The sequence below is a fragment of the Brevibacillus reuszeri genome, from assembly GCF_001187725.1.
Taxonomy (GTDB): Bacteria; Bacillota; Bacilli; order Brevibacillales; family Brevibacillaceae; genus Brevibacillus; species Brevibacillus reuszeri.
The window spans coordinates 669,034-690,510 of sequence record NZ_LGIQ01000007.1; the positions used below are offsets into that span (position 1 = coordinate 669,034).

Below are 21,477 nucleotides of genomic sequence, written 5' to 3' on the forward strand. Positions count from 1 at the left end.
ATAGAAAGAGATATAGAAGGTGAAGTCAGTGAAACGAATAGCACTCTTAGGTTCTACAGGTTCTATCGGAACAAATACACTGGAAGTAGTCGAGGAGCATCCGCAGGAATTTTCTGTGGTGGCGATGGCTGCTGGAACCAACGTGGACTTGCTGGCAAAGCAAGTTGTCAAGTTTCGTCCAGAGCTTGTTTCGGTAGGGAGTGAACAAGCAGCATTTGCACTGAAAGAACGCCTAGGTAGTCAGGTGAAACCAGAGATTGTTTATGGTATGGACGGGCTTGAGCAGGTTGCCCGATATGAGGAAGCGAATTTTGTGATGACAGCTGTAGTCGGGAGTGTAGGTGTTGCCCCGACTTTGGCAGCTATTGAAGCAGGGAAAACAATTGGACTTGCCAACAAAGAAACTTTGGTTTGCGCCGGACCGGTTGTCATGAAAAAGGCAAAAGAAAAAGGCGTCCAGCTCATCCCGGTAGATAGTGAACACGCTGCCGTGTTTCAATGCTTGCAAGGAGAGCGTAGGCAGGATGTAGAACGTGTCTTGCTGACTGCTTCCGGAGGCTCCTTCCGTCATTTATCCCGTGAAGAACTGGGGCATGTAACGGTTGAACAAGCACTGGCCCATCCCAATTGGAGTATGGGGGCAAAAATCACGATTGACTCTGCTACGATGATGAACAAAGGCTTCGAAGTCATTGAGGCACATTGGCTATTTGATCTTCCTTATGAGAAAATTGAATGCGTGCTCCATTATGAAAGCATCATACACTCTATGGTAGAATATAAAGACAGAGCGGTAATGGCTCAATTGGGCACACCGGACATGAAGGTTCCGATCCAGTATGCGATGAGTTATCCTGGCAGAATGTCTTTGCCCACAGAGCCACTTGATTTAGTCAAAGTGGGCACTCTTCACTTCGCTGCCATGGATTTTGACCGATACCCTCTGTTAAAATTGGCCTATGAGTGTGGCAATGCTGGCGGGACTTACACGGCTGTACTGAATGCAGCCAATGAAGTAGCTGTCGATTTGTTTTTGAAAGGCTCAATTGGATTTCTTGACATCGAAACAATCGTGAGCAAAACATGTGAAGCCCATCAAGGCATTCAAGACCCTTCGCTGGAGGAGATTTTTGCTGCAGATAAGTGGGCACGCTCGCAGGCGCTCGTATTCGTTTAAGAAGGATATGAGCTTAGATACTTGAAAGAAAGGTGGCTGTTCACTTGCCTTTTCCCAATCTGGATTCCGTTGAATCAATTCTCGCGATAGTAGTTGTTTTTGGGGCACTCGTATTCGTGCACGAACTGGGTCACTTCCTTCTGGCCAAAAGGGCTGGAATACTTTGTCGGGAATTTGCGCTTGGAATGGGTCCCAAGATTTTTCGCGTGAAGCGTGGTGAAACGGAATATACCCTTCGTCTTCTCCCCATTGGAGGGTTAGTCCGTATGGCGGGTGAAGATCCGGAAATGGATATGCTCAAGCCGCACATGGAAGTAAGTATTGAGCGTGATGCGGTTGGAAAGGTGACACATATCCTGTTAGATGGGCCGAATGCAGGTTCAGAACGAGCAATTTCGGGTACTGTCGTGCGTTTTGATTTGGAGCAGGCACTTAGCTTGACGCTTGAAATCGATGGAGAACAGCGCACGTATTCCGTTCATCCGCAAGCACAATTAGTGGGTGATGGACAAGAGGTTCAGATTGCTCCATTGAATAGACAGTTCAAAGGGAAGACAGTATCTCAGCGCTTCTGGGCGATTTTTGCCGGACCATTTGCCAACTTCCTGCTGGCTTTCTTGTTGTTTGTAATGATCGGTCTTATGTACGGGGTTCCGAATGGCACGTATCTTGGAGAGGTGAGAGCAGGAGGACCTGCTGCTCAAGCTGGACTCATGGAAGGGGACAAGGTCGTTGCTATTCAAGGGCAATCCGTATCTACTTGGAAAGACGTCGTTCAAATCATTAGTCAAGCTCCTGACAAGGAATTGACGTTTGAATATGAGCGAAATGGAAAAGTGAGTACGGTCCCTGTAAAAGTAGGAAAAGACGAAAATAACATCGGCAAGATCATGGTAACGAATTCACTCACATATGCTCCTGGAGAAGTGCTAAAATACGGAGTGTCGTCTACCTACGAATTTACGGTTATGATTTTGAAAAGCTTAGGCATGCTCTTTACAGGCGCTGTTGGATTGAATGATTTGAGTGGTCCTGTGGGGATTTTCAAGATGACTGGAGAGTTCGCACAGCAAGGCATGGCGATCTTGATGAAATGGGCTGCTGTTCTCAGTATTAACCTAGGATTGTTCAACCTGTTGCCGCTTCCGGCTCTGGATGGCGGACGTCTAGCGTTCCTGGCTGTAGAAGCTTTGCGTGGACGCCCGATTGACCCGCATAAAGAAGGAATGGTCCATTTCTTGGGCTTTGCGTTTTTGATGCTGCTCATTTTGGTAGTAACCTGGAACGATGTGCAACGGTTGTTCTTTCAATAACGTACTTACTCGGTAGAAAAACAGAAAAAGTTTAAAGGATGGTGCAAAATGTACAAGCGCGAGGAGACGAAACCGGTTTTTGTAGGAGGCGTGCAAATCGGGGGCCAAAAAAGCGTAGTAATTCAGTCCATGACGACAGCAGATACGCGTGATGTAGAGAAAACACTGGCCGAGATTCAAAGACTGCACGATGTCGGTTGCCAAATTGTCCGCCTGGCCGTCATCAATGAAGACGCAGCACGCGCCATCAAGAAGATCAAGGAGCGTTCACCATTGCCGCTTGTTGCCGACATCCATTTCGACCACAAGTTGGCCCTGATTGCTTTGGAGAGTGGGATTGACAAAATCCGGATTAATCCAGGGAATATTGGCTCCAAGGAAAAAACACAGCGAGTAGTTGAGGCCTGCCGCGAGCGCAATGTGCCTATCCGCATTGGCGTAAACTCCGGCTCGGTTGAAAAACGACTGCTTGAAAAATACGGCTACCCATCGCCAGAGGCAATCGTAGAGAGTGCCATTGACCACGTGCAAATTTTGGAAGACCTTAATTATGACAATATCGTTATCTCGTTGAAGTCTTCTGACGTACCAACCATGATCCAGACATACTCTTTGATGGCAGAAAAGCGTAACTATCCATTGCATGTAGGGGTAACGGAAGCGGGTACGCAATTTTCCGGTAGCATCAAGTCTGCAGTTGGGATCGGGACTGTACTTTCAATGGGGATCGGTGATACCATCCGTGTGTCTTTGACAGCTGATCCAGTTGAGGAAATCAAGGTTGCGAAGCAAATTCTTCGCAGCCTGGATATCGTCAATAACGATCCTGTAGTCATTGCTTGCCCTTCTTGCGGACGTTGCGCGATCGATTTGATCGGCCTCGCAACGAGAGTAGAGGATGCGATTTCTACATTGAAAGTACCATTGAAGGTCGCAGTAATGGGTTGCGCTGTTAATGGCCCTGGAGAAGCACGAGAAGCTGACGTCGGCGTTGCCGGTGGAAACGGGGAAGGCTTGATTTTCCGCAATGGTGAGATTGTTCGGAAGGTAAAGGAAACAGAGCTGTTCGAAGAGTTGATGAAAGAAATTAATGAAATGGTTGGCGAAAAAAAACCTACGACGGTAGGTTGATGAACGCCCCTTGCTGATGAGCATAAGGAGGACACGCACGTGTTGAAGCAAAGTCAAATGTTGATTCCTACCTTGCGAGAAGTGCCTGCTGACGCGGAGATAGCTAGCCACAAGCTGCTGCTCCGCGCAGGTATGGCTCGCCAACTGGCATCTGGTATTTATACGTATTTGCCATTGGCGATTCGCTCGCTGCATAAAATCCAAGCGATTGTGCGTGAGGAAATGAACAATGCTGGAGCCCAGGAGCTTCTGATGCCTGCAATGCAGCCGGCTGAATTGTGGCACCAAACCGGACGCTGGGATGTATATGGTCCTGAACTGGTTCGTTTGCGTGACCGCCATGACCGTCCTTTTGCCTTGGGACCAACTCACGAGGAAGTCATCACCAGTCTGGTACGTGATGAAATCAATTCTTATAAAAAGCTTCCGATCAATTTGTATCAAATTCAAACCAAATTCCGTGATGAAGTACGCCCGCGTTTCGGTTTGATTCGCTGCCGTGAATTCATTATGAAAGATGCGTATTCCTTTGATACGACACAAGAAGGTCTGGATCGCAATTTCCAGGCTATGTCTGATGCTTACACCAATATTTTTACTCGCGTTGGCTTGAATTTCCGTGCTGTAGAAGCAGATGCTGGAGCAATTGGTGGAAAAGGTACGTACGAGTTCATGGCACTGTGTGAAATCGGAGAGGACACCATTGCATACTCCGAAGATGGCGATTATGCTGCCAACCTGGAAAAGGCGGAGGTAGTCTATCATCCTTCCGAGAAGCCGGCTACAGAAGCACCCACACATGAAAAGCTACATACGCCGGGAGTGCGAACTATCGAGCAATTGGTACAAGCCCTGCAAATCGAAGCGAAGCACATAATCAAGAGCCTCTTGTATCGTGTCGATGACAAGCTCGTCATGGTGTTAATTCGTGGAGATCATGAGCTCAATGATGTGAAGCTGAAAAACCTGTATGATGCGGCACAGGTTGGCTTGGCTACAGAAGCGGATATTCTTGCGGTAACGGGAGCACCGGCTGGTTTTGTTGGACCAGTAGGAATCGACTCGGAAAAAGTGGAGATCATTGCAGATAACTTTGTACAAGATGTGTACGATGGTGTTGCAGGTGCCAACGAGGCAGATTATCACTTGACGCATGTTGTTCCAGGTCGAGATTTTACTGTTTCACGTTATGCTGATCTGCGCAACATCACTGAGGGCGACGAATGCCCGCGTACAGGCAGCCCAATCAAATTTGCTCGTGGTGTTGAGGTTGGTCACGTGTTCAAGCTCGGAACGAAATACTCCAAAGCAATCGGAGCGACGTTCCTGGATGAAAATGGTCGCAGCCAACCAATGATCATGGGATGCTACGGGATTGGGGTTTCAAGAACCATTGCAGCTGTGATTGAGCAGAACAATGATGAGAATGGAATCATTTGGCCAGTAGCAGTAGCACCTTTCCATGTGCATGTGATCCCGGTCAATGTTAAAGTAGAAGAGCAACGTCAAACGAGCGAACAAGTTACCGAGGTGCTTCGTCGGGCTGGCGTAGAGGTGCTGTTCGATGATCGTCCAGAACGTGCTGGTGTCAAATTCAAGGACGCTGATCTGATTGGATTGCCATTGCGCATTACCGTTTCTGACAAGGCCCTGCAAGAAGGCACTGTCGAAGTACGCGTTCGTAAAACAGGGGAAACACAGGATATCAAACTGGATGACTTGGTAGCTGAAGTAAAAGCGATGCTCGCTCGTGTGGATCATACGGGTGTAGAACTCTTCGGAAACTAGTTAATAGCAGGAAAAAAGCAGGATTTTGTCGAAATGTACGGGGTACTCCCCTGATTTAAAGGGAGTGCCTCTTTTTCTTTTAAAGATCGGGATTTTCCGCTAAAACGCGGTCGTACCTCCATGTGGAGGCATCGATATAGGTTTTTTTACGTGCAAGAATTTATAAGCGAGAGGCTTATGAATTCTGAAGCGCATAAAAACTTTCCGCTAAAACGCGGTTGTACCTCCATGTGGAGGCATCGATATAGGTTTTTTTATCTTTGGGAGGGTGGGAAAACCGTGGATCGTTTACAAGAGCAAAAACATCGTTTCTCCCTACTGGTCAAGCAAATGGACTTGCCAGATGAGTGGGTGGAGCGTTTTTTTCTTGATGGGCAAATTGACAAGCTGGAGATTTACAAACAAAACAAGGAGTGGATTTTTCACTTCACACTACAAAGATTAGTTCCAGCGGATGTATTTGCAGCATTTAACATGAGATTGACACAAACCTTTTCACATTTGGCCAAGGTCGATGCTCATTATCGTTACCTTCAAAAGCCGCAGCTGGATCTGGTTGTCAATGAATATTGGGATCTGTTGGTCGCGGGGCTGGAACCAAGCTTGAACTCGTTGGCAGTTACCCTTCGTTCCGCTCGAAAGCAGGTTGATCAAAACGAAGTAAAAGTGTATTTGCCAACGGAAATGACGGTAGAGGTCGCCAAGCGCAAAAGAGCTGACAATGAATTGATCGCTGCCTTTCAAAAAGCGACGGATTGCACGATGAGGTTTTCCTTCCACGGCGAAGAAAGCGATGAGGCATACAAAGCATTCGTAGAGCAACGGGCTGAGGAAGAGCGAGCACTGGTGGAAGTTGTAATGACTACCGCTCAGCAGGATAACAAGGGCTCGGATAAAGCAGAAGCCATTACAACCCTCATGATGGGCTACGAAATCAAGGACGCTCCGATTCCGATTATTGAAATCCAAGAAGAGGAACGCAGGATCGTCATCCAAGGTACCGTGTTCAATGTAGAAGTGAAGGAACTCCGCAGTGGTCGTCATCTGCTTACCTTTAACATCACGGACTACACAGACTCTCTTACCGTCAAAATGTTTTCCCGTGACAAGGAAGATGTCAAAATGCTGGAAGCCCTTAAAGACGGGATGTGGGTGAAAGCTCGCGGCAGTGTTCAGCACGATACGTTTATTCGCGAATTGGTCATGAACGCAAACGATCTTAACCAAATCGAGCAACAAATCGTACGCAAGGATACCGCCGAAGAAAAACGTGTAGAGCTCCATTGCCACACCCCAATGAGTGCACTTGATGCGGTTGCGTCTGTGAAATCGCTCGTGTCTACTGCTGCCAAATGGGGACATAAGGCAATTGCCGTTACTGACCATGGTGTAGTACAGGCATTCCCGGAAGCGTATTCGGTAGCGAAGAAGAATAACATCAAGTGCATTCTTGGGATGGAAGCGTACGTCATTGAGGATGGAATTGATGTCGTCTACAATTTGAATGCGGAAAACAATTATGCGATTGATGAAAATACCGAATATGTCGTGTTCGATACGGAGACGACCGGTCTGAACGCCGCTGAGCATACGATTATCGAGGTAGCAGCGGTCAAGATGAAAGGCGCAGAAATTGTCGACCAATGGACAGAGCTGATCGATCCACAATTAGAGATTGGCCCGAAGACAACAGAAATTACAGGTATTACGAATGAAATGCTGCGGGGCCAAGAAACGCTGGATGTCGTTCTGCGCAAGTTTAAAGAGTTTACAGGTGATGCCGTTTTAGTTGCGCATAATGCCGAATTCGATAAGGCATTTATCAATGCATGTGCCAAAAGAATCGGAATGGAGCCTTGGAATAACGCCTTTTTGGATACACTGCCTTTAGCCCGCATGATGTACAAAGGCATGCGCAACTACCGATTAGGGACACTTGCGAAGAAGTTTAACGTAGAGCTGATTAATGCTCACCGTGCCTTGGACGATACGGTCGCGCTGGCACATGTCTTTCAGCAGATGTTGAAGGATATCAAGGAAGCGCAGATCCAAACGATGGCAGAGCTAAACGAGAGAAGTAATGCAGAAGCAGACTACAAGAGTGGACGACCATTCCATGCTACGATTTTGGTTCAAAACAAAGAGGGCTTGAAAAATCTGTATAAGCTGGTAAGTCGTTCTCATGTGGAAACCTTTTATCGCTGGCCTCGCATTCAGCGCAGTCAGCTGATCAAGTATCGGGAAGGGCTCTTAATCGGAACAGCCTGCAAAGACGGTGAGCTGATGCAAGCGATTTTGCGCGGTAAATCGATCGATGAGCTGAAAGATGTCGCTGCATTTTATGACTACCTGGAAATTCAGCCAGTCGCGCAGTACTCGCCGCTTTTGCGCAATGAAGAGATTCCGTCGCTTGAGACGATGAAAGGCTACCATAAAATGATTGTGGATATGGGAAAAGAGCTGAACAAGCTAGTCGTCGCGACCGGTGATGTTCATTTTCTCAATCCGCAGGACGAAATTTTCCGCGACGTCTTCCTGCTTTCAAAAGGGGACCCAGTTGCAGGGAACCAACCCCCCCTCTATCTGCATACCACAGATGAAATGCTGGAGTCGTTTTCATTCTTGGGAGAAGAGCTGGCGCAGGAAATCGTTGTAAAAAATTCAAACGCCATCGCTGACATGATAGAAGATGTGAGTCCGATTCCAGACAAGCTCTACACGCCAATCATCGAGGGTGCAGACGACGAGCTAAGACAAATGTGCTACGACAAGGCGCGACATCTCTACGGTGAACCTTTACCTGAGATTGTTGAGAGCCGTTTGGAAAAAGAGCTGACAAGTATTATCAAGCATGGTTTCGGTGTTATTTATTTGATTTCACAGCGGCTCGTAACAAAATCCCTGAATGATGGTTATCTCGTAGGGTCGCGGGGTTCCGTAGGTTCTTCATTCGTTGCGACCATGTCTGAGATTACCGAGGTTAATCCATTGCCACCGCATTATCGGTGCCCGAATTGCAAGCACAACGAATTCATCACGGACGGTTCGATCGCTTCAGGCTTTGACTTGCCCGATAAAGAATGCCCGTCATGTGGCACGAGCTACGCCAAAGATGGTCAGGATATTCCGTTCGAGACGTTCCTTGGATTTAAAGGTGATAAGGTACCCGATATTGACTTGAACTTCTCTGGTGACTATCAGCCACGAGCGCACAAATATACACAAGAGCTGTTTGGACCGGAATACGTATATCGTGCAGGGACGATCGGTACTGTCGCGGAAAAAACGGCATACGGCTATGTACGCAAGTATGCGGACGAGCGTGGCATGACACTGCGAAATGCGGAAATTTCACGGATCGTTAATGGTTGTACGGGAGTGAAAAGGACAACTGGACAACATCCTGGCGGTATTATTGTTGTTCCTTCCTACATGGAAATTGAAGATTTTTGTCCGATTCAATTTCCAGCAGACGACAATGAATCAGAGTGGCGCACGACACATTTCGACTTTCACTCCATTCATGATAATTTGCTGAAGCTGGACATTCTGGGACACGACGATCCGACCGTAATACGGATGTTACAAGACTTGACTGGCATGGACCCGAAAACCATTCCGCTGGATGATAAACAGACGATGTCTATTTTCAGTACGACGGAAGCACTTGGGGTGACTCCAGAACAGATCGGTACCAACATGGGTACACTTGGAATACCGGAATTCGGTACCAAATTCGTACGACAAATGCTTGAAGATACAAAGCCAACTACATTCGCTGAGCTGGTGCAGATTTCTGGACTTTCTCACGGTACGGATGTTTGGTTGAACAATGCACAAGACTTGATTCGCAATGGAACTTGCAAGTTGCCTGAAGTAATTGGTTGCCGTGACGATATTATGGTGTATCTGATTTACAAAGGATTGGACCCTTCGAGAGCATTTAAGATCATGGAGTCCGTCCGGAAAGGAAAAGGCGTTCCGGAAGAGGATCAGGAAGAAATGCGCAACAATAAAGTGCCTGATTGGTATATTCAGTCTTGTCAGCGCATCAAGTACATGTTCCCAAAGGCGCATGCCACAGCATATGTGATGATGGCTGTGCGGATCGCGTATTTCAAGGTCCATCGGCCGCTTGAATTTTACGCAACATATTTTACCGTACGTGCAGATGACTTTGACATTCCGTTGATGGTAAAAGGTTCAGCAGCGATTAAACAGAAGATCGAAGAGATCGAAGGAAAAGGGCATGATGCCCAACCGAAAGAAAAAGCTTTGCTCACTGTTTTAGAGATGGCTTTGGAGATGGTTGAGCGTGGATTCCGGTTTACCAATGTGGATCTGTACGCATCCGACGCTTCTCGTTTCCTGATTGACGGCAATTCGCTGATCGCTCCATTTAATGCATTACCTGGGCTTGGAACTAACGCAGCGATTAGTATTGTGAATGCAAGAGAGCAGGGAGAATTCCTTTCTAAAGAAGATTTATTGTCTCGCTCCCGGATTTCGAAGACAATCTTGGAGTATCTAGAGGAGCAGGGTGCTTTGAAGGGATTGCCAGAATCCAACCAGCTGTCCTTGTTCTAATGCGGGATTTGGCAGGTCATACCCATCCAAAGGTTGTCAGGGAAGGGCTGTTATGCTATAATTTTTTTGGAAATACTGGTTTTATACGCATGGCTGATCGAGAGTGGGGAAACCCACTCTTTCTTTCTGGCCTCACCTCATGGTTCAAACGATAAGGAGGTACTTGCTTGAGCAAGGTAACGGACATCGTCACCGAACTAGTCACGCCCATTGTTGACGAATTGGGTCTGGAACTGGTTGACATCGAGTACAAAAAGGAAGGCAGCAACTGGTTTCTGCGTGTATTTATCGACAATGAAACTGGCAACATCGATATTGATGACTGCAGCCTTGTCAGCGAGAAGCTGAGCCAAAAACTAGACGAAGTAGATCCTATTCCAACTGCATACTTCTTGGAGGTATCATCACCGGGTGCAGAGCGTCCGTTGCGCAGCGATAAGGATTTTACCAAAGCTGTCGGCAGGCACGTACACATTACAACCAAAGAGCCGATAGAAGGAGCTAGCGTGTTCGAGGGCGAACTGATATCCTTCGAGGACGGCAAATTGACTGTAAAAGAACCAAAGAAAACGTACGTCATTTCTCAAGAGCAAATTGACACAGCCCGCATGGCAATCGTTTTTTAACCGTATCGGAACAAAAGGAACATCTGGATTTTTTCTGATACACAAGAATCACTTTCCGCAAAAGCGGGTTCGCTCATTTATGAGCAGGCCTCAACAGAGGTTTTCTTTTAGTCTAGGCCGGTGGTAAGTAAAGGAGGAGGCAACGAAAGTCATGAACGGCGATTTTATCGAGGCTTTAGAAGCCATTGAGAGAGAGAAAGGCATCACCAAAGACGTACTGATCGAGGCCATCGAAGCGGCTCTTATCTCAGGATACAAACGTAACTTCAACTCGGCCCAAAATGTGCGGGTGGATGTAAATCGTCATTCGGGTATGGTACGCGTGTACGCTCGGAAAAGCGTAGTAGAGGAAGTGCTTGATCCACGTCTCGAGATTTCTCAGGACGCAGCACAGGAGATCGATCCTAACTTCCGTTTAGAGGATATCGTAGAAATCGAAGTGACACCGCGTGATTTTGGACGTATTGCCGCTCAAACGGCGAAGCAGGTTGTTACCCAACGCATTCGCGAAGCTGAACGTGGGCTGATTTACAGCGAATTCATCGAGCGTGAAGACGATATCGTGACCGGGGTCGTTCAACGTATGGACGCTCGCAACTACTACATTGATCTGGGCAAAGCGGAAGCAGTCATGCCGATCACTGAAAAAATGCCATCAGAAGAATTCAAGTCACAAGATCGTGTGAAGGCATATATCATCAAGGTAGAAAAAACCACAAAGGGACCGCAAATCGTCGTATCCCGTACCCATCCAGGACTTTTGAAGCGCCTCTTTGAGCTAGAAGTGCCAGAAATTTACGATGGCGTGGTAGAAATCAAATCCGTTGCTCGTGAAGCCGGAGATCGTTCGAAAATTGCGGTTCATTCCATCAATCCTGATGTCGATCCAGTAGGTGCATGTGTAGGTCCAAAAGGAATGCGTGTACAAACGATCGTCACCGAGCTCAAAGGTGAGAAGATCGATATCGTTCGCTGGTCAGAAGATCCAGCGGAGTATGTAGCGAATGCACTTAGCCCTGCAAAGGTTCTTCATGTAGAAGTAAATGTGAGTGAAAAAGTGACGCGTGTCATCGTGCCAGACTATCAATTGTCCCTGGCGATTGGCAAACGCGGTCAAAACGCTCGACTGGCTGCCAAACTGACTGGCTGGAAGATTGATATCAAGAGCGAGTCTCAGGCAGATCAAGAAGGCATCGTCTATCCAAAGGCAGTAGAGGGCGATGAAGGGGCGGACAACGAATAATCATGAAGCAAAAGAAAATCCCTTTGCGTAAATGCATTGTTTGCCAAGGAATGTTCCCAAAAAAGGAATTAATCCGCGTGGTCCGGACGCCAGACGAAGAGATCGTTATTGATCTAACAGGAAAGGCGGCAGGACGCGGTACCTATGTGTGTCGGCAGGAAAGCTGTCTGAAGCCGGATACGTTCGCATCGGGAAAATGGAAAAAAGTGCTGGAACGTGCCCTCAATATGTCCATCTCCCAAGAGAAATACGATGCTTTCCGAGAAAAATGGCTGGAGATGATGGGACAATGATCCCTAAAGCAGCACAATTACTTGGATTGGCTATGCGGGCAAGAAAAGTCGTTACCGGAGAAGAACAGGTGATAACCGCAGTTCGGAACGGTCAGGCTCATATCGTTTTGCTCGCTGTCGATGCATCTGAGAATACCGCTAAAAAAGTAAAGGATAAATGTTCCTATTACGGTGTTTCGTGTGTAACCACTGGCGACCGACATTCACTGGGACACGCAATCGGAAAAGATGGGCGCGTTACTGTGGCGGTAACCGATGGGAAATTGGCCGAAAGCATTCAGCGTCTGCTCACCTAACTTTCGAAAGGGTGAAGTTCTATTGAAGACACGTGTGTATGAATATGCCAAACAGCACAACATGAGCAGTAAGGAAATCCTCAATTTGCTAAAGCGTTTGAACATAGAAGTAGCGAATCATATGAGTATCATGGAAGAAGGGACGATCAAGCGGATCGAGGATCATATGGCCAAATTGCGATCCGGTGCGAAACCGGAGCAGCGTAGTACGCCAGCTGATACAAGACCCAAGCAAACGGACGATCAACGACGCCCCAACGACTCCAGAGGACAACAAATACGGCCCCAGCAACAATCGGGTCAAGGTCAGGCATCAGGACAACTGAAAGCTGAACGACCAGCAGATCGTGATCGTGGAGGAAACAGCCCGAGCAACAATCGTCCTGCTGGAAACAGCACAAGTGGCAACCGACCCGATCAACAAAGTCCTCAACATGGAAAAAATCAGGGGAAGAATCAGGAGAGAAAACCAAACAATATGAGAAGTCAACCCGCAAAACCGACTGACCGGAAGCCACAGACGAATAGCCAACAAAGACCACAGAATCAACAAAGACCAAACAATCAACAAAGACCAAACAATCAACAACAACGTCCACAAAATCAACAGCGCCCTGCTAATCAACAAAGCACAGCTCCGAGCCAAACAGAGGGACGTACAGGCGAAGATTTTGAAGATAAAGTAAAACTTCCATCAAACGTTGGAATGGAAAAGCGCGAGAAAATCAAAAAAGGTCCACAGACTCAAAAAACGTTTGAAGATAATAAAAAGAGCCAGCCATTCCGCGGTGGAAACAATCGTAATCAAAACAATCGCCGTGGAAACAATTCGCGTGGACAACAAAAAGCGCCACGTCCTCTATTAGAGCCACCAACGAAGATTACGTTCACCGATTCTTTGACGGTCAATGAACTTGCACTTAAACTGCGCAAAGAACCGGCTGAAGTCATCAAAAAGTTGTTTAATTTGGGGATCATGGCTACGATCAATCAATATTTGGATCGCGATGCCATCGAACTGGTGTGTACAGAATACAACATCGAAGTAGAAGAAAAAATCGTTATTGACGAGACCAACTTCGAAACACTGGAAGAAGTAGATGCTCCAGAAACGCTGGTTGAGCGTCCGCCAGTTGTAACGATTATGGGTCACGTTGATCACGGTAAAACAACCCTGCTTGACGCAATTCGCTCTACTAACGTAGTTGCAGGCGAGGCAGGCGGAATCACACAGCATATTGGTGCATATCAAGTAGAGATTAAAGGAAAGAAAATTACGTTCCTGGATACACCGGGTCATGCAGCGTTCACAACTATGCGCGCGCGTGGTGCTCAAATTACAGACGTGACGATCCTTGTTGTTGCAGCGGATGACGGCGTAATGCCACAAACCGTAGAAGCAATCAGCCATGCGAAGGCAGCCAATGTTCCGATTATCGTAGCAGTGAACAAGGTAGATAAGCCGGAAGCAAACATTGATCGTATTAAACAAGAATTGACCGAGTACGAATTGGTAGCAGAGGAATGGGGCGGCGAAACCATCTTCTCTCCTTTGTCTGCAAAACAGCGTACAGGTATTGAGGAACTGCTGGAATACATCCTTCTTGTTTCCGAAGTTCAGGAACTCAAAGCAAATCCTGACAAGCGTGCCCGCGGTACAGTAGTTGAGGCAGAGCTTGACAAAGGTCGCGGTCCTGTTGCAACCATTTTGGTTCAACAAGGTACACTGCGTGTTGGAGACCCAATCGTAGTAGGCTCCGCTTTCGGTCGCGTACGTGCGATGGTAAATGACAAGGGTCGTCGTTTGAAAGAGGCAGGTCCATCTACACCTGTAGAAATTACAGGCTTGAACGATGTACCACAAGCAGGCGATCAATTCCGTGTCTTCGAAGATGAGAAAAAGGCACGTGCAATCGGGGAAGCGCGTGCATCCAAGCAGCGTGAATCTGAGCGTCGTGAAAATACTCGCGTATCGCTGGATGACCTGTTCCAACACATTCAGGAAGGTGATATTAAAGAGCTGAACCTGATTGTGAAAGCAGACGTACAAGGCTCCGTAGAAGCACTGCGTGGTTCCTTGGAAAAAATCGATGTGAATGGTACTCGTGTGAAAATCATTCACACAGGTGCAGGTGCGATTACTGAGTCCGATGTGACACTCGCAAACGCATCTAATGCGATTATCATCGGTTTCAACGTACGTCCTGAGCCAAATGCACGTAGTATGGCTGAACAAGAGAAGATCGACATTCGCCAGCACCGTGTTATTTACACTGTGATTGAAGAGATCGAGCAAGCACTGAAAGGCATGCTGGATCCAGTCTTCAAAGAGAACATCATCGGTCAAGCAGAAATTCGTGAAGTGTTCAAAGTATCCAAAATCGGTAACATCGCGGGCTGCTATGTAACGGAAGGTAAATTGAGCCGCGATGCTGGTGCTCGTCTGATCCGTGAAGGCATTGTGATTCACGAAGGCAAACTCGACACGTTGAAACGCTTCAAAGATGATGCCAAAGACGTAGCTGCGGGTTACGAGTGCGGCTTGACCCTGGAACGCTTCCAGGACCTCAAGGTAGGCGACGTAGTCGAAGCATTCGTCATGGTTGAAGTGAAGCAATAATGGTAGCAGGGGTGCAGATCGAACTTCTTCTGCCCGCTTGCCAAAACTTGAAAGAGAAACGGGCCATCGTCAAAAGTCTGATCGGTAAGCTGCGGAGCCGCTTTAATGTCTCCGCGGCAGAGGTGGCTTACAATGAGCAATGGCAGCGTACCGTTTTGGGTATCGCTGCCGTTGCTAATGAAATATCTTTTTTACAACAAGAGCTAGAGGCTGTAATCCGATTAGTGGAAATTCATCCCGGCGTGGAGTTGATTCACGTGGATACGGAATACTACGACTAATGCAGCCAGTGGAGGTGGAAAGAAATGAATAAAACACGGATTAGCCGCGTAGGTGAAGAGATCAAAAAAGAACTCAGCCTCGTTTTGCAACGCGGACTGAAGGACCCTCGCGTAGGCTTTGTCACCGTAACGGATGTAGAAGTGAGCAGCGACCTGCAACTGGCAAAGGTATATGTCAGCATTTTTGGTAGTGAAGAGCAGCGCAAAGCTTCTTTGTCAGGACTGACAAAAGCGAAGGGATATCTTCGCACAGAGATCGGTAAGCGAGTAAAGCTGCGCCACATTCCTGATTTTGTATTTAAACTGGACGAGTCAATCGACTACGGCAGTAAAATCGAGTCAATCCTACGGGAAATCTCTACAGATGAGGAAAAGCAGAATGAATCCTAATCGACAATTTGTTCGGGAAGCGGCCCTTTTCATGCGGGAGCATGACCGCTTCCTGGTTCTTTCTCATATTAACCCAGATGGCGATGCCACAGGCTCTGCTTTGGGTGTTGTACTGATGCTGGAACAATTAGGCAAACAGTATGTAGTAGTCAATGAGGGGGAAACGCCAGAGAAGTTTGCATTCTTGCCGCGTTTCGACCAACTTCGCAATCTCCGAAAACAACCGCTGGAGGAAAAGTTCGGGGCCGTAATCGCTGTAGACTGCGCCGATGAGTCGCGGATGGGCGATGTACGGTCTTTATTTGATTCTGGCGTACGCCTTCTTAACATCGACCATCACCCGACGAACGACGGCTTTGGCGATGTTAATCTGATACGGACTGATGCTGCGGCCACGGCCGAAATCTTGTTTGACGTTGCCGAAGAATTAGGCGTTTCGTTCACCGAGGAGCTTGCCCTTTGCATCTATACGGGCCTGCTTACTGACACAGGTGGATTCCGCTATTCCAATACATCACCTCGTGTAATGGAGATCGCCGCGCGCTTACTGAGCTACGGTGTCAAGCCAGGAGAGGTCGCAGAGCGCTGCCTGGAGGAGATCACCTTTGCCCATGTAAAAATCTTGCGTCGCGCCCTGCAAACACTTGAGCTCTCCCATCAAAACCTCATCGCTTCCATTACGGTTTCGGTAGATGATTTTTTGGAAACCCAAGCAGAGCGCGAGGATGCAGGAGGCTTGGTCAATTACTGTCGCAACATCGAGGGAGTAGAAGTAGGTGTTTCCTTTGTAGAGTCTGAGCCTGGAGTAGTAAAGGTAAGCATGCGAGCACGTGATCGCGTAGACGTTTCACTTGTCGCCAAGCAGATGGGCGGAGGCGGCCATGCCAAAGCGGCAGGCTGCACAATCCGGGGCAGCCTTTCGGAGGTAAAGCAAAAAGTAAGCCTTGTCCTGGAAGAAGCAGTAGGAGTGAAGAGCGATGAGTAACGTGAATGGCGTGCTGGTTATCGACAAGCCGGCAGGGATGACCTCACATGATTGTGTGGCGAGGATTCGGCGCTTGTATGGTACCAAAAAGGTAGGTCATACAGGCACCCTTGATCCTGACGTGACGGGTGTGCTTCCGATTTGTGTAGGACATGCGACACGACTTGTGGAGTACCTGCAGGAGCTTCCTAAACGCTATGATGTCGTCATGCGACTAGGCTCGACTACGACAACAGAGGACGCTTCAGGCGAGGTCCTCGAACAGGCAGCTGTTGATCCGAGCACAATTACAAAAGAGCGCATCGAACAATTGTTTCTCTCGTTTTTGGGAGAAATCGAACAGGTTCCACCAATGTTCTCAGCGATCAAAGTCAACGGAAAACGACTGTACGATCTTGCAAGAGAAGGCACTGTGATTGAGCGGCAAGCACGAAAAGTAACTCTCTATGAGCTAACTCTGCATGACATCCGGGTAGAAGGCGATACCGTAGATGTGTCATTTACCTGCACCTGCTCCAAAGGCACCTATATGCGCACCTTATGTGTTGACCTCGGGCGCGCCCTGGGTTATCCTGCCCATATGAGGCTGTTGCGGCGAATTAAAAGCGGCCCGTTCGTAGAAGGGGAATCCATTCCCCTGGAACAATTAGAACAGCAGGCTGCTGAGGGGAAAGACATAACCCAAAAATTAGTCTCGATCCCACAAGCAATCTCGTTTTTACCGTCTTATCAAGTAAAGCCGGAGCGTACAAAAGCAGTGCGTAATGGACTAGCTACTGCGCTAACAGGCGTTACTGCCGAAGAGGGGAGCTTGATCTGCCTCTTCTCGGGAGACGAATTGCTCGGTATTCATCGCGTATGCCGTGGGGATAAAGGCTTGTTCGCCAAAGCAGAAAAAGTCTTTCCAGCAGAGGTGTAACCGTGAAAACGATCTGGCTTACCTATCCATTACCAAATGATTTAGAAGTGGCACCTTGCGCGATTGCATTGGGTTACTTTGATGGCGTACATATTGGTCATCGTCGAGTCATTCAAAAGGCGATTGATACTGCGAAGGCAAATGGCTGGCAAAGCACAGTGCTGACCTTTGATCCGCATCCGCGTGAAGTTTTGGGACAGAGTGGATACACACGTTATTTGACTCCCCTTGCAGACAAACTGGAGCAATTCGAAAAAATGGGCATAGATACGACCTATGTGATGAAATTCGATATCGGTTTTGCAGCTGTATACCCGGAAGACTTTATCGCGGAGTGCATGCTTCCTCTGGAATGCCGCCATGTCGTCGTGGGATTTGATTACACGTTCGGGCATCGCGGAATGGGGACGGCTCATACCTTGCAGGAGATGAGCCAGGGGCGCTATGGGCTGGATATTATCGGTCCAGTGAATCGTCTGGGGGAAAAAGTGAGCAGTACGATCATACGTGAATATTTGCATCACGGGGATGTGGAGCAGGTTCGTCACTTGCTTGGACGCCCTTATAAAGTTCGCGGCACAGTAGTGCACGGAGACAAACGGGGACGAACAATCGGCTTCCCGACTGCCAATGTGCGTGTAAACCAGCCGTACCTGATTGGCAAGAACGGTGTATATGGGGTTCGCTTTACTGTTGACCAAAAAAGCTATTATGGGGTCATGAACGTAGGAATCAAGCCTACCTTTGAGCTTGAGAAGAAAGAAAAGTCGCTAGAAGTGCACATTTTTGAGTTCTCCGGAGAAATCTACGATAAAGAAGTAGAAGTCGAGTTTCTCTTCTATATTCGGGAGGAACAAAAATTTGCCGGTGTGGACGTGCTCATTGCCCAAATCGGACGCGATGTGCAGGCTGCCAAGCAAAAATTTGCTGAGGGAATCTCTTAAAAGGAATCTCTTTGCTTTTCATAATTCCCTGTGCTATAATTCATAACGTTGTACAGATAACCGTAGCTTGGCTGTCCGATGCTCACCGACGGCAGACTCGGCGAACGGTATACAAAATAAGGAGGTGAGTCATGATGGCATTGACTCAAGAACGTAAAACTCAACTGATTCAGGAGTTCCGTACTCATGAGAACGACACCGGTTCGCCGGAAGTGCAAATCGCTATCTTGACCGAAAACATTAACAATCTGAACGGACATCTGCGCACGCACAAAAAAGATCACCACAGCCGTCGTGGTCTGTTGAAAATGGTTGGTCAACGTCGTAACCTGTTGACATACCTGCGTGAATCCGATGTTCAACGCTACCGTTCGGTAGTAGACCGTCTGGGTCTGCGTCGCTAATCAGCGTCTTGTAAAAAGCGGGTTTACCCGCTTTTTCTAGCGTGTAGGAGGGCTTAGCACTGCATTGGTGCTAAGCTTTCCGAAACGTTTAAACGATTAGAATTCCTGTTTATTGAAATGGCTTCAAGAGAAGCTTTTTTTGTTATCTAGGAAGACTGCCAAAGCTAGCCATTTAATTTTTATCATGGCAGGAAATAATACATACAGGTAGAAAACAAAGTGTAGAACATGCACATTGTAGTGAAGGAGGACTGCTAGCACCATGGAGCAACAATACCGTACATATGATTTCGAACTGGCAGGCCGTAAACTGACCCTGGAATTTGGCAAAATGGCCAAGCAGGCGCATGGTTCGGTCTTGGTTCGGTACGGCGATACAGCAATCCTGTCTGCCGTGACAGTCTCAAAAGAGCCAAAAGCTCTTGATTTCTTCCCGTTGACTGTCAACTATGAGGAACGTCTCTATGCGGTTGGGAAAATTCCTGGCGGCTTTATTAAAAGAGAAGGACGCCCAAGTGAAAAGGCGATCCTGGCTAGCCGTTTGATTGACCGGCCTGTCCGCCCTCTTTTCGCAGAAGGATTTCGTAACGACGTACAAATTGTAAATACTGTTCTTTCCGTAGATCAAGACTGCTCGCCTGAAATCGCTGCGATGATCGGTACTTCTGCTGCGCTTTGCGTGTCAGAAATTCCGTTCGAAGGTCCGATTGCAGGTGTCATTGTAGGACGTATTGATGGTCAGTTCATCATCAACCCTACAGTTGAGCAAGCAGAGAAAAGCGATATCCATTTGGTCGTAGCTGGTACGCATAAAGCGATCAACATGGTAGAAGCAGCTGCAAACCAAGTGCCTGAATCCGTCATGCTGGAAGCGATTATGACTGGTCATGATGTAATCAAGCAATTGGTAGATTTCCAAAACCAAATCGTAGCGGAAATCGGTAAAGAAAAAATGCAGGTGATTCTGCATGAGGTCGATCCTGAAATTGACCAGGCAGTACGTGGATATGCGGAAGCACGTATGAAAGAAGCTGTCCGTATCGAAGAAAAGCAAGCCCGTTACGATGCGATTGACGACATCAAAGCGGAAACCAAAGAGCATTTCGCAACGCTCAATCCAGAGGCTTATCCAGATCAGGAAAAAATGATTGCGGAAGTTCTTGGAAATATTGTAAAAGACGAAGTTCGTCGACTTATTACGGAAGAAAAAGTTCGCCCGGATGGACGAGCTTTGGGTGAAATTCGACCACTTTCCAGTGAAGTAAACATCTTTTCCCGTACACATGGCTCGGGTATGTTTACACGCGGACAAACACAAGCACTTAGCATTTGTACGTTGGGTGCACTGGGTGATGTTCAGATTCTGGATGGATTGGGTCTGGAAGAATCCAAACGCTTCATGCATCATTACAACTTCCCGCCTTACAGCGTAGGGGAAGCACGTCCTTTGCGACCACCAGGACGTCGTGAAATTGGGCACGGAGCATTGGGTGAGCGCGCGATTGAGCCGATCATTCCTTCTGAAATCGAGTTCCCATACACAATCCGATTGGTTTCTGAGGTTATCGAATCCAACGGTTCTACTTCACAAGCGTCGATTTGTGCGAGCGTACTCGCATTGATGGATGCAGGTGTACCGATTAAAGCCCCGGTTGCCGGTATTGCCATGGGATTAATTATGAGCAAAGACGAGAAGTCCTTCTCGATTCTGACAGATATCCAAGGCATGGAAGACCACTTGGGTGACATGGACTTTAAAGTTGCAGGTACAGAAGCTGGCGTAACTGCAATCCAAATGGACATCAAGATTTCCGGGATCAATCGAGAAATTTTGGAGAACGCATTGGAGCAGGCACGCGAAGGACGCTTGCACATCTTGAAGCACATGATGAGCACCATTTCGCAGCCGCGTAAAGACCTCTCGCCATATGCGCCAAAAATCATGACCATGACCATCAATCCGGAGAAGATCCGTGATGTCATTGGACCACAAGGTCGCGTGATTAACAAAATTATCGAAGAAACCGGCGTTAAGATTGATATCGAGCAAGATGGCCGTGTCTTCATTGCTTCTATTAACCAAGAAGCAAACCTCCGTGCAAAACAAATTATTGAAGACCTCGTACGTGAAGTTGCTGTGGGCCAAACTTACTTGGGTACAGTAAAACGCGTAGAGAAGTATGGGGCATTCATTGAACTGTTCGCAGGAAAAGAGGGCCTGTGCCATATTTCTCAACTTGCTGAAGAGCGCGTAGCGAAAACAGAAGATGTTGTCGCGGTTGGAGATAAGGTAGAAGTGAAAGTTACCGAAATCGACGATCAGGGCCGCATTAATCTTTCGCGCAAAGCGGTATTGAAAGAACAAGCAGCTGCAGCTCAAGCTGATGCTGAGCCTACACAAGCTGAATAGGATAGGAGCAAAAGGCTTCGTCACTCGAAGAAATTCGCGTACGGAAGCTTTTTCTTTTTTCGTCTAAGAT

At 47.6% G+C, this 21,477-nt stretch carries 17 protein-coding genes; all 17 read left to right on the forward strand.

Annotation, left to right across the window (positions count from 1 at the left end; all coding sequences use genetic code 11):
• The first annotated feature begins 28 nt into the window (after positions 1–28).
• The 17 genes from ADS79_RS12980 to pnp all read left to right on the forward strand — a co-directional run bounded on the left by ADS79_RS12980 (position 29) and on the right by pnp (position 21,407).
• On the forward strand, positions 29–1,177 hold the full coding sequence (locus tag ADS79_RS12980; protein WP_049738806.1) for a 1-deoxy-D-xylulose-5-phosphate reductoisomerase: 1,149 nt from the start codon (positions 29–31) through the stop codon (positions 1,175–1,177).
• A 44-nt stretch (positions 1,178–1,221) separates the two neighbouring features.
• Positions 1,222–2,490: an RIP metalloprotease RseP gene (rseP, locus tag ADS79_RS12985; RefSeq protein WP_049738807.1), complete on the forward strand. Its 1,269-nt coding sequence runs from the start codon at positions 1,222–1,224 to the stop codon at positions 2,488–2,490.
• Positions 2,491–2,538: 48 nt separating this feature from the next.
• Positions 2,539–3,621 carry a flavodoxin-dependent (E)-4-hydroxy-3-methylbut-2-enyl-diphosphate synthase gene (gene ispG / locus ADS79_RS12990; protein ID WP_049738808.1) on the forward strand — a complete coding sequence of 361 codons (1,083 nt, stop codon included), beginning with the start codon at positions 2,539–2,541 and terminating at the stop codon, positions 3,619–3,621.
• Between the two features lie 42 nt (positions 3,622–3,663).
• Entirely contained in the window at positions 3,664–5,409 is a 1,746-nt protein-coding gene (locus tag ADS79_RS12995; protein WP_162839537.1) for a proline--tRNA ligase, read from the forward strand.
• 279 nt (positions 5,410–5,688) lie between these two features.
• Positions 5,689–9,996 (forward strand): PolC-type DNA polymerase III, encoded by a 4,308-nt coding sequence (locus ADS79_RS13000; RefSeq protein WP_049738810.1) that lies wholly within the window; start codon positions 5,689–5,691, stop codon positions 9,994–9,996.
• A gap of 167 nt (positions 9,997–10,163) precedes the next feature.
• Positions 10,164–10,622: a ribosome maturation factor RimP gene (rimP, locus tag ADS79_RS13005; protein ID WP_049738811.1), complete on the forward strand. Its 459-nt coding sequence runs from the start codon at positions 10,164–10,166 to the stop codon at positions 10,620–10,622.
• A 151-nt stretch (positions 10,623–10,773) separates the two neighbouring features.
• Entirely contained in the window at positions 10,774–11,865 is a 1,092-nt protein-coding gene (nusA, locus tag ADS79_RS13010; protein WP_049738812.1) for a transcription termination factor NusA, read from the forward strand.
• A 2-nt stretch (positions 11,866–11,867) separates the two neighbouring features.
• Positions 11,868–12,158, forward strand: coding sequence for an RNase P modulator RnpM (rnpM, locus tag ADS79_RS13015; protein WP_049738813.1), 291 nt, complete (start codon positions 11,868–11,870; stop codon positions 12,156–12,158).
• Positions 12,155–12,454, forward strand: a complete 300-nt coding sequence (locus ADS79_RS13020) for a YlxQ family RNA-binding protein (RefSeq protein ID WP_049738814.1) — start codon at positions 12,155–12,157, stop codon at positions 12,452–12,454. The genes rnpM and ADS79_RS13020 overlap by 4 nt, the downstream gene beginning before the upstream one ends.
• A gap of 22 nt (positions 12,455–12,476) precedes the next feature.
• Complete coding sequence (gene infB / locus ADS79_RS13025) at positions 12,477–15,074, forward strand: translation initiation factor IF-2 (RefSeq protein WP_049738815.1); 2,598 nt, start codon at positions 12,477–12,479, stop codon at positions 15,072–15,074.
• On the forward strand, positions 15,074–15,355 hold the full coding sequence (locus tag ADS79_RS13030) for a DUF503 domain-containing protein (protein WP_049738816.1): 282 nt from the start codon (positions 15,074–15,076) through the stop codon (positions 15,353–15,355). Before infB ends, ADS79_RS13030 begins: the two co-directional genes overlap by 1 nt.
• A 24-nt stretch (positions 15,356–15,379) precedes the next feature.
• On the forward strand, positions 15,380–15,745 hold the full coding sequence (gene rbfA, locus ADS79_RS13035) for a 30S ribosome-binding factor RbfA (protein ID WP_049738817.1): 366 nt from the start codon (positions 15,380–15,382) through the stop codon (positions 15,743–15,745).
• Positions 15,735–16,730: a DHH family phosphoesterase gene (locus tag ADS79_RS13040; protein WP_049738818.1), complete on the forward strand. Its 996-nt coding sequence runs from the start codon at positions 15,735–15,737 to the stop codon at positions 16,728–16,730. The genes rbfA and ADS79_RS13040 overlap by 11 nt, the downstream gene beginning before the upstream one ends.
• On the forward strand, positions 16,723–17,649 hold the full coding sequence (gene truB / locus ADS79_RS13045) for a tRNA pseudouridine(55) synthase TruB (protein ID WP_049738819.1): 927 nt from the start codon (positions 16,723–16,725) through the stop codon (positions 17,647–17,649). Before ADS79_RS13040 ends, truB begins: the two co-directional genes overlap by 8 nt.
• Positions 17,650–17,651: 2 nt before the next feature.
• On the forward strand, positions 17,652–18,593 hold the full coding sequence (locus ADS79_RS13050) for a bifunctional riboflavin kinase/FAD synthetase (RefSeq protein WP_049738820.1): 942 nt from the start codon (positions 17,652–17,654) through the stop codon (positions 18,591–18,593).
• A 134-nt stretch (positions 18,594–18,727) separates the two neighbouring features.
• Positions 18,728–18,997: a 30S ribosomal protein S15 gene (gene rpsO, locus ADS79_RS13055; RefSeq protein WP_049738821.1), complete on the forward strand. Its 270-nt coding sequence runs from the start codon at positions 18,728–18,730 to the stop codon at positions 18,995–18,997.
• Positions 18,998–19,259: 262 nt separating this feature from the next.
• On the forward strand, positions 19,260–21,407 hold the full coding sequence (gene pnp / locus ADS79_RS13060; protein WP_049738822.1) for a polyribonucleotide nucleotidyltransferase: 2,148 nt from the start codon (positions 19,260–19,262) through the stop codon (positions 21,405–21,407).
• The last annotated feature ends 70 nt before the right edge of the window (positions 21,408–21,477 follow it).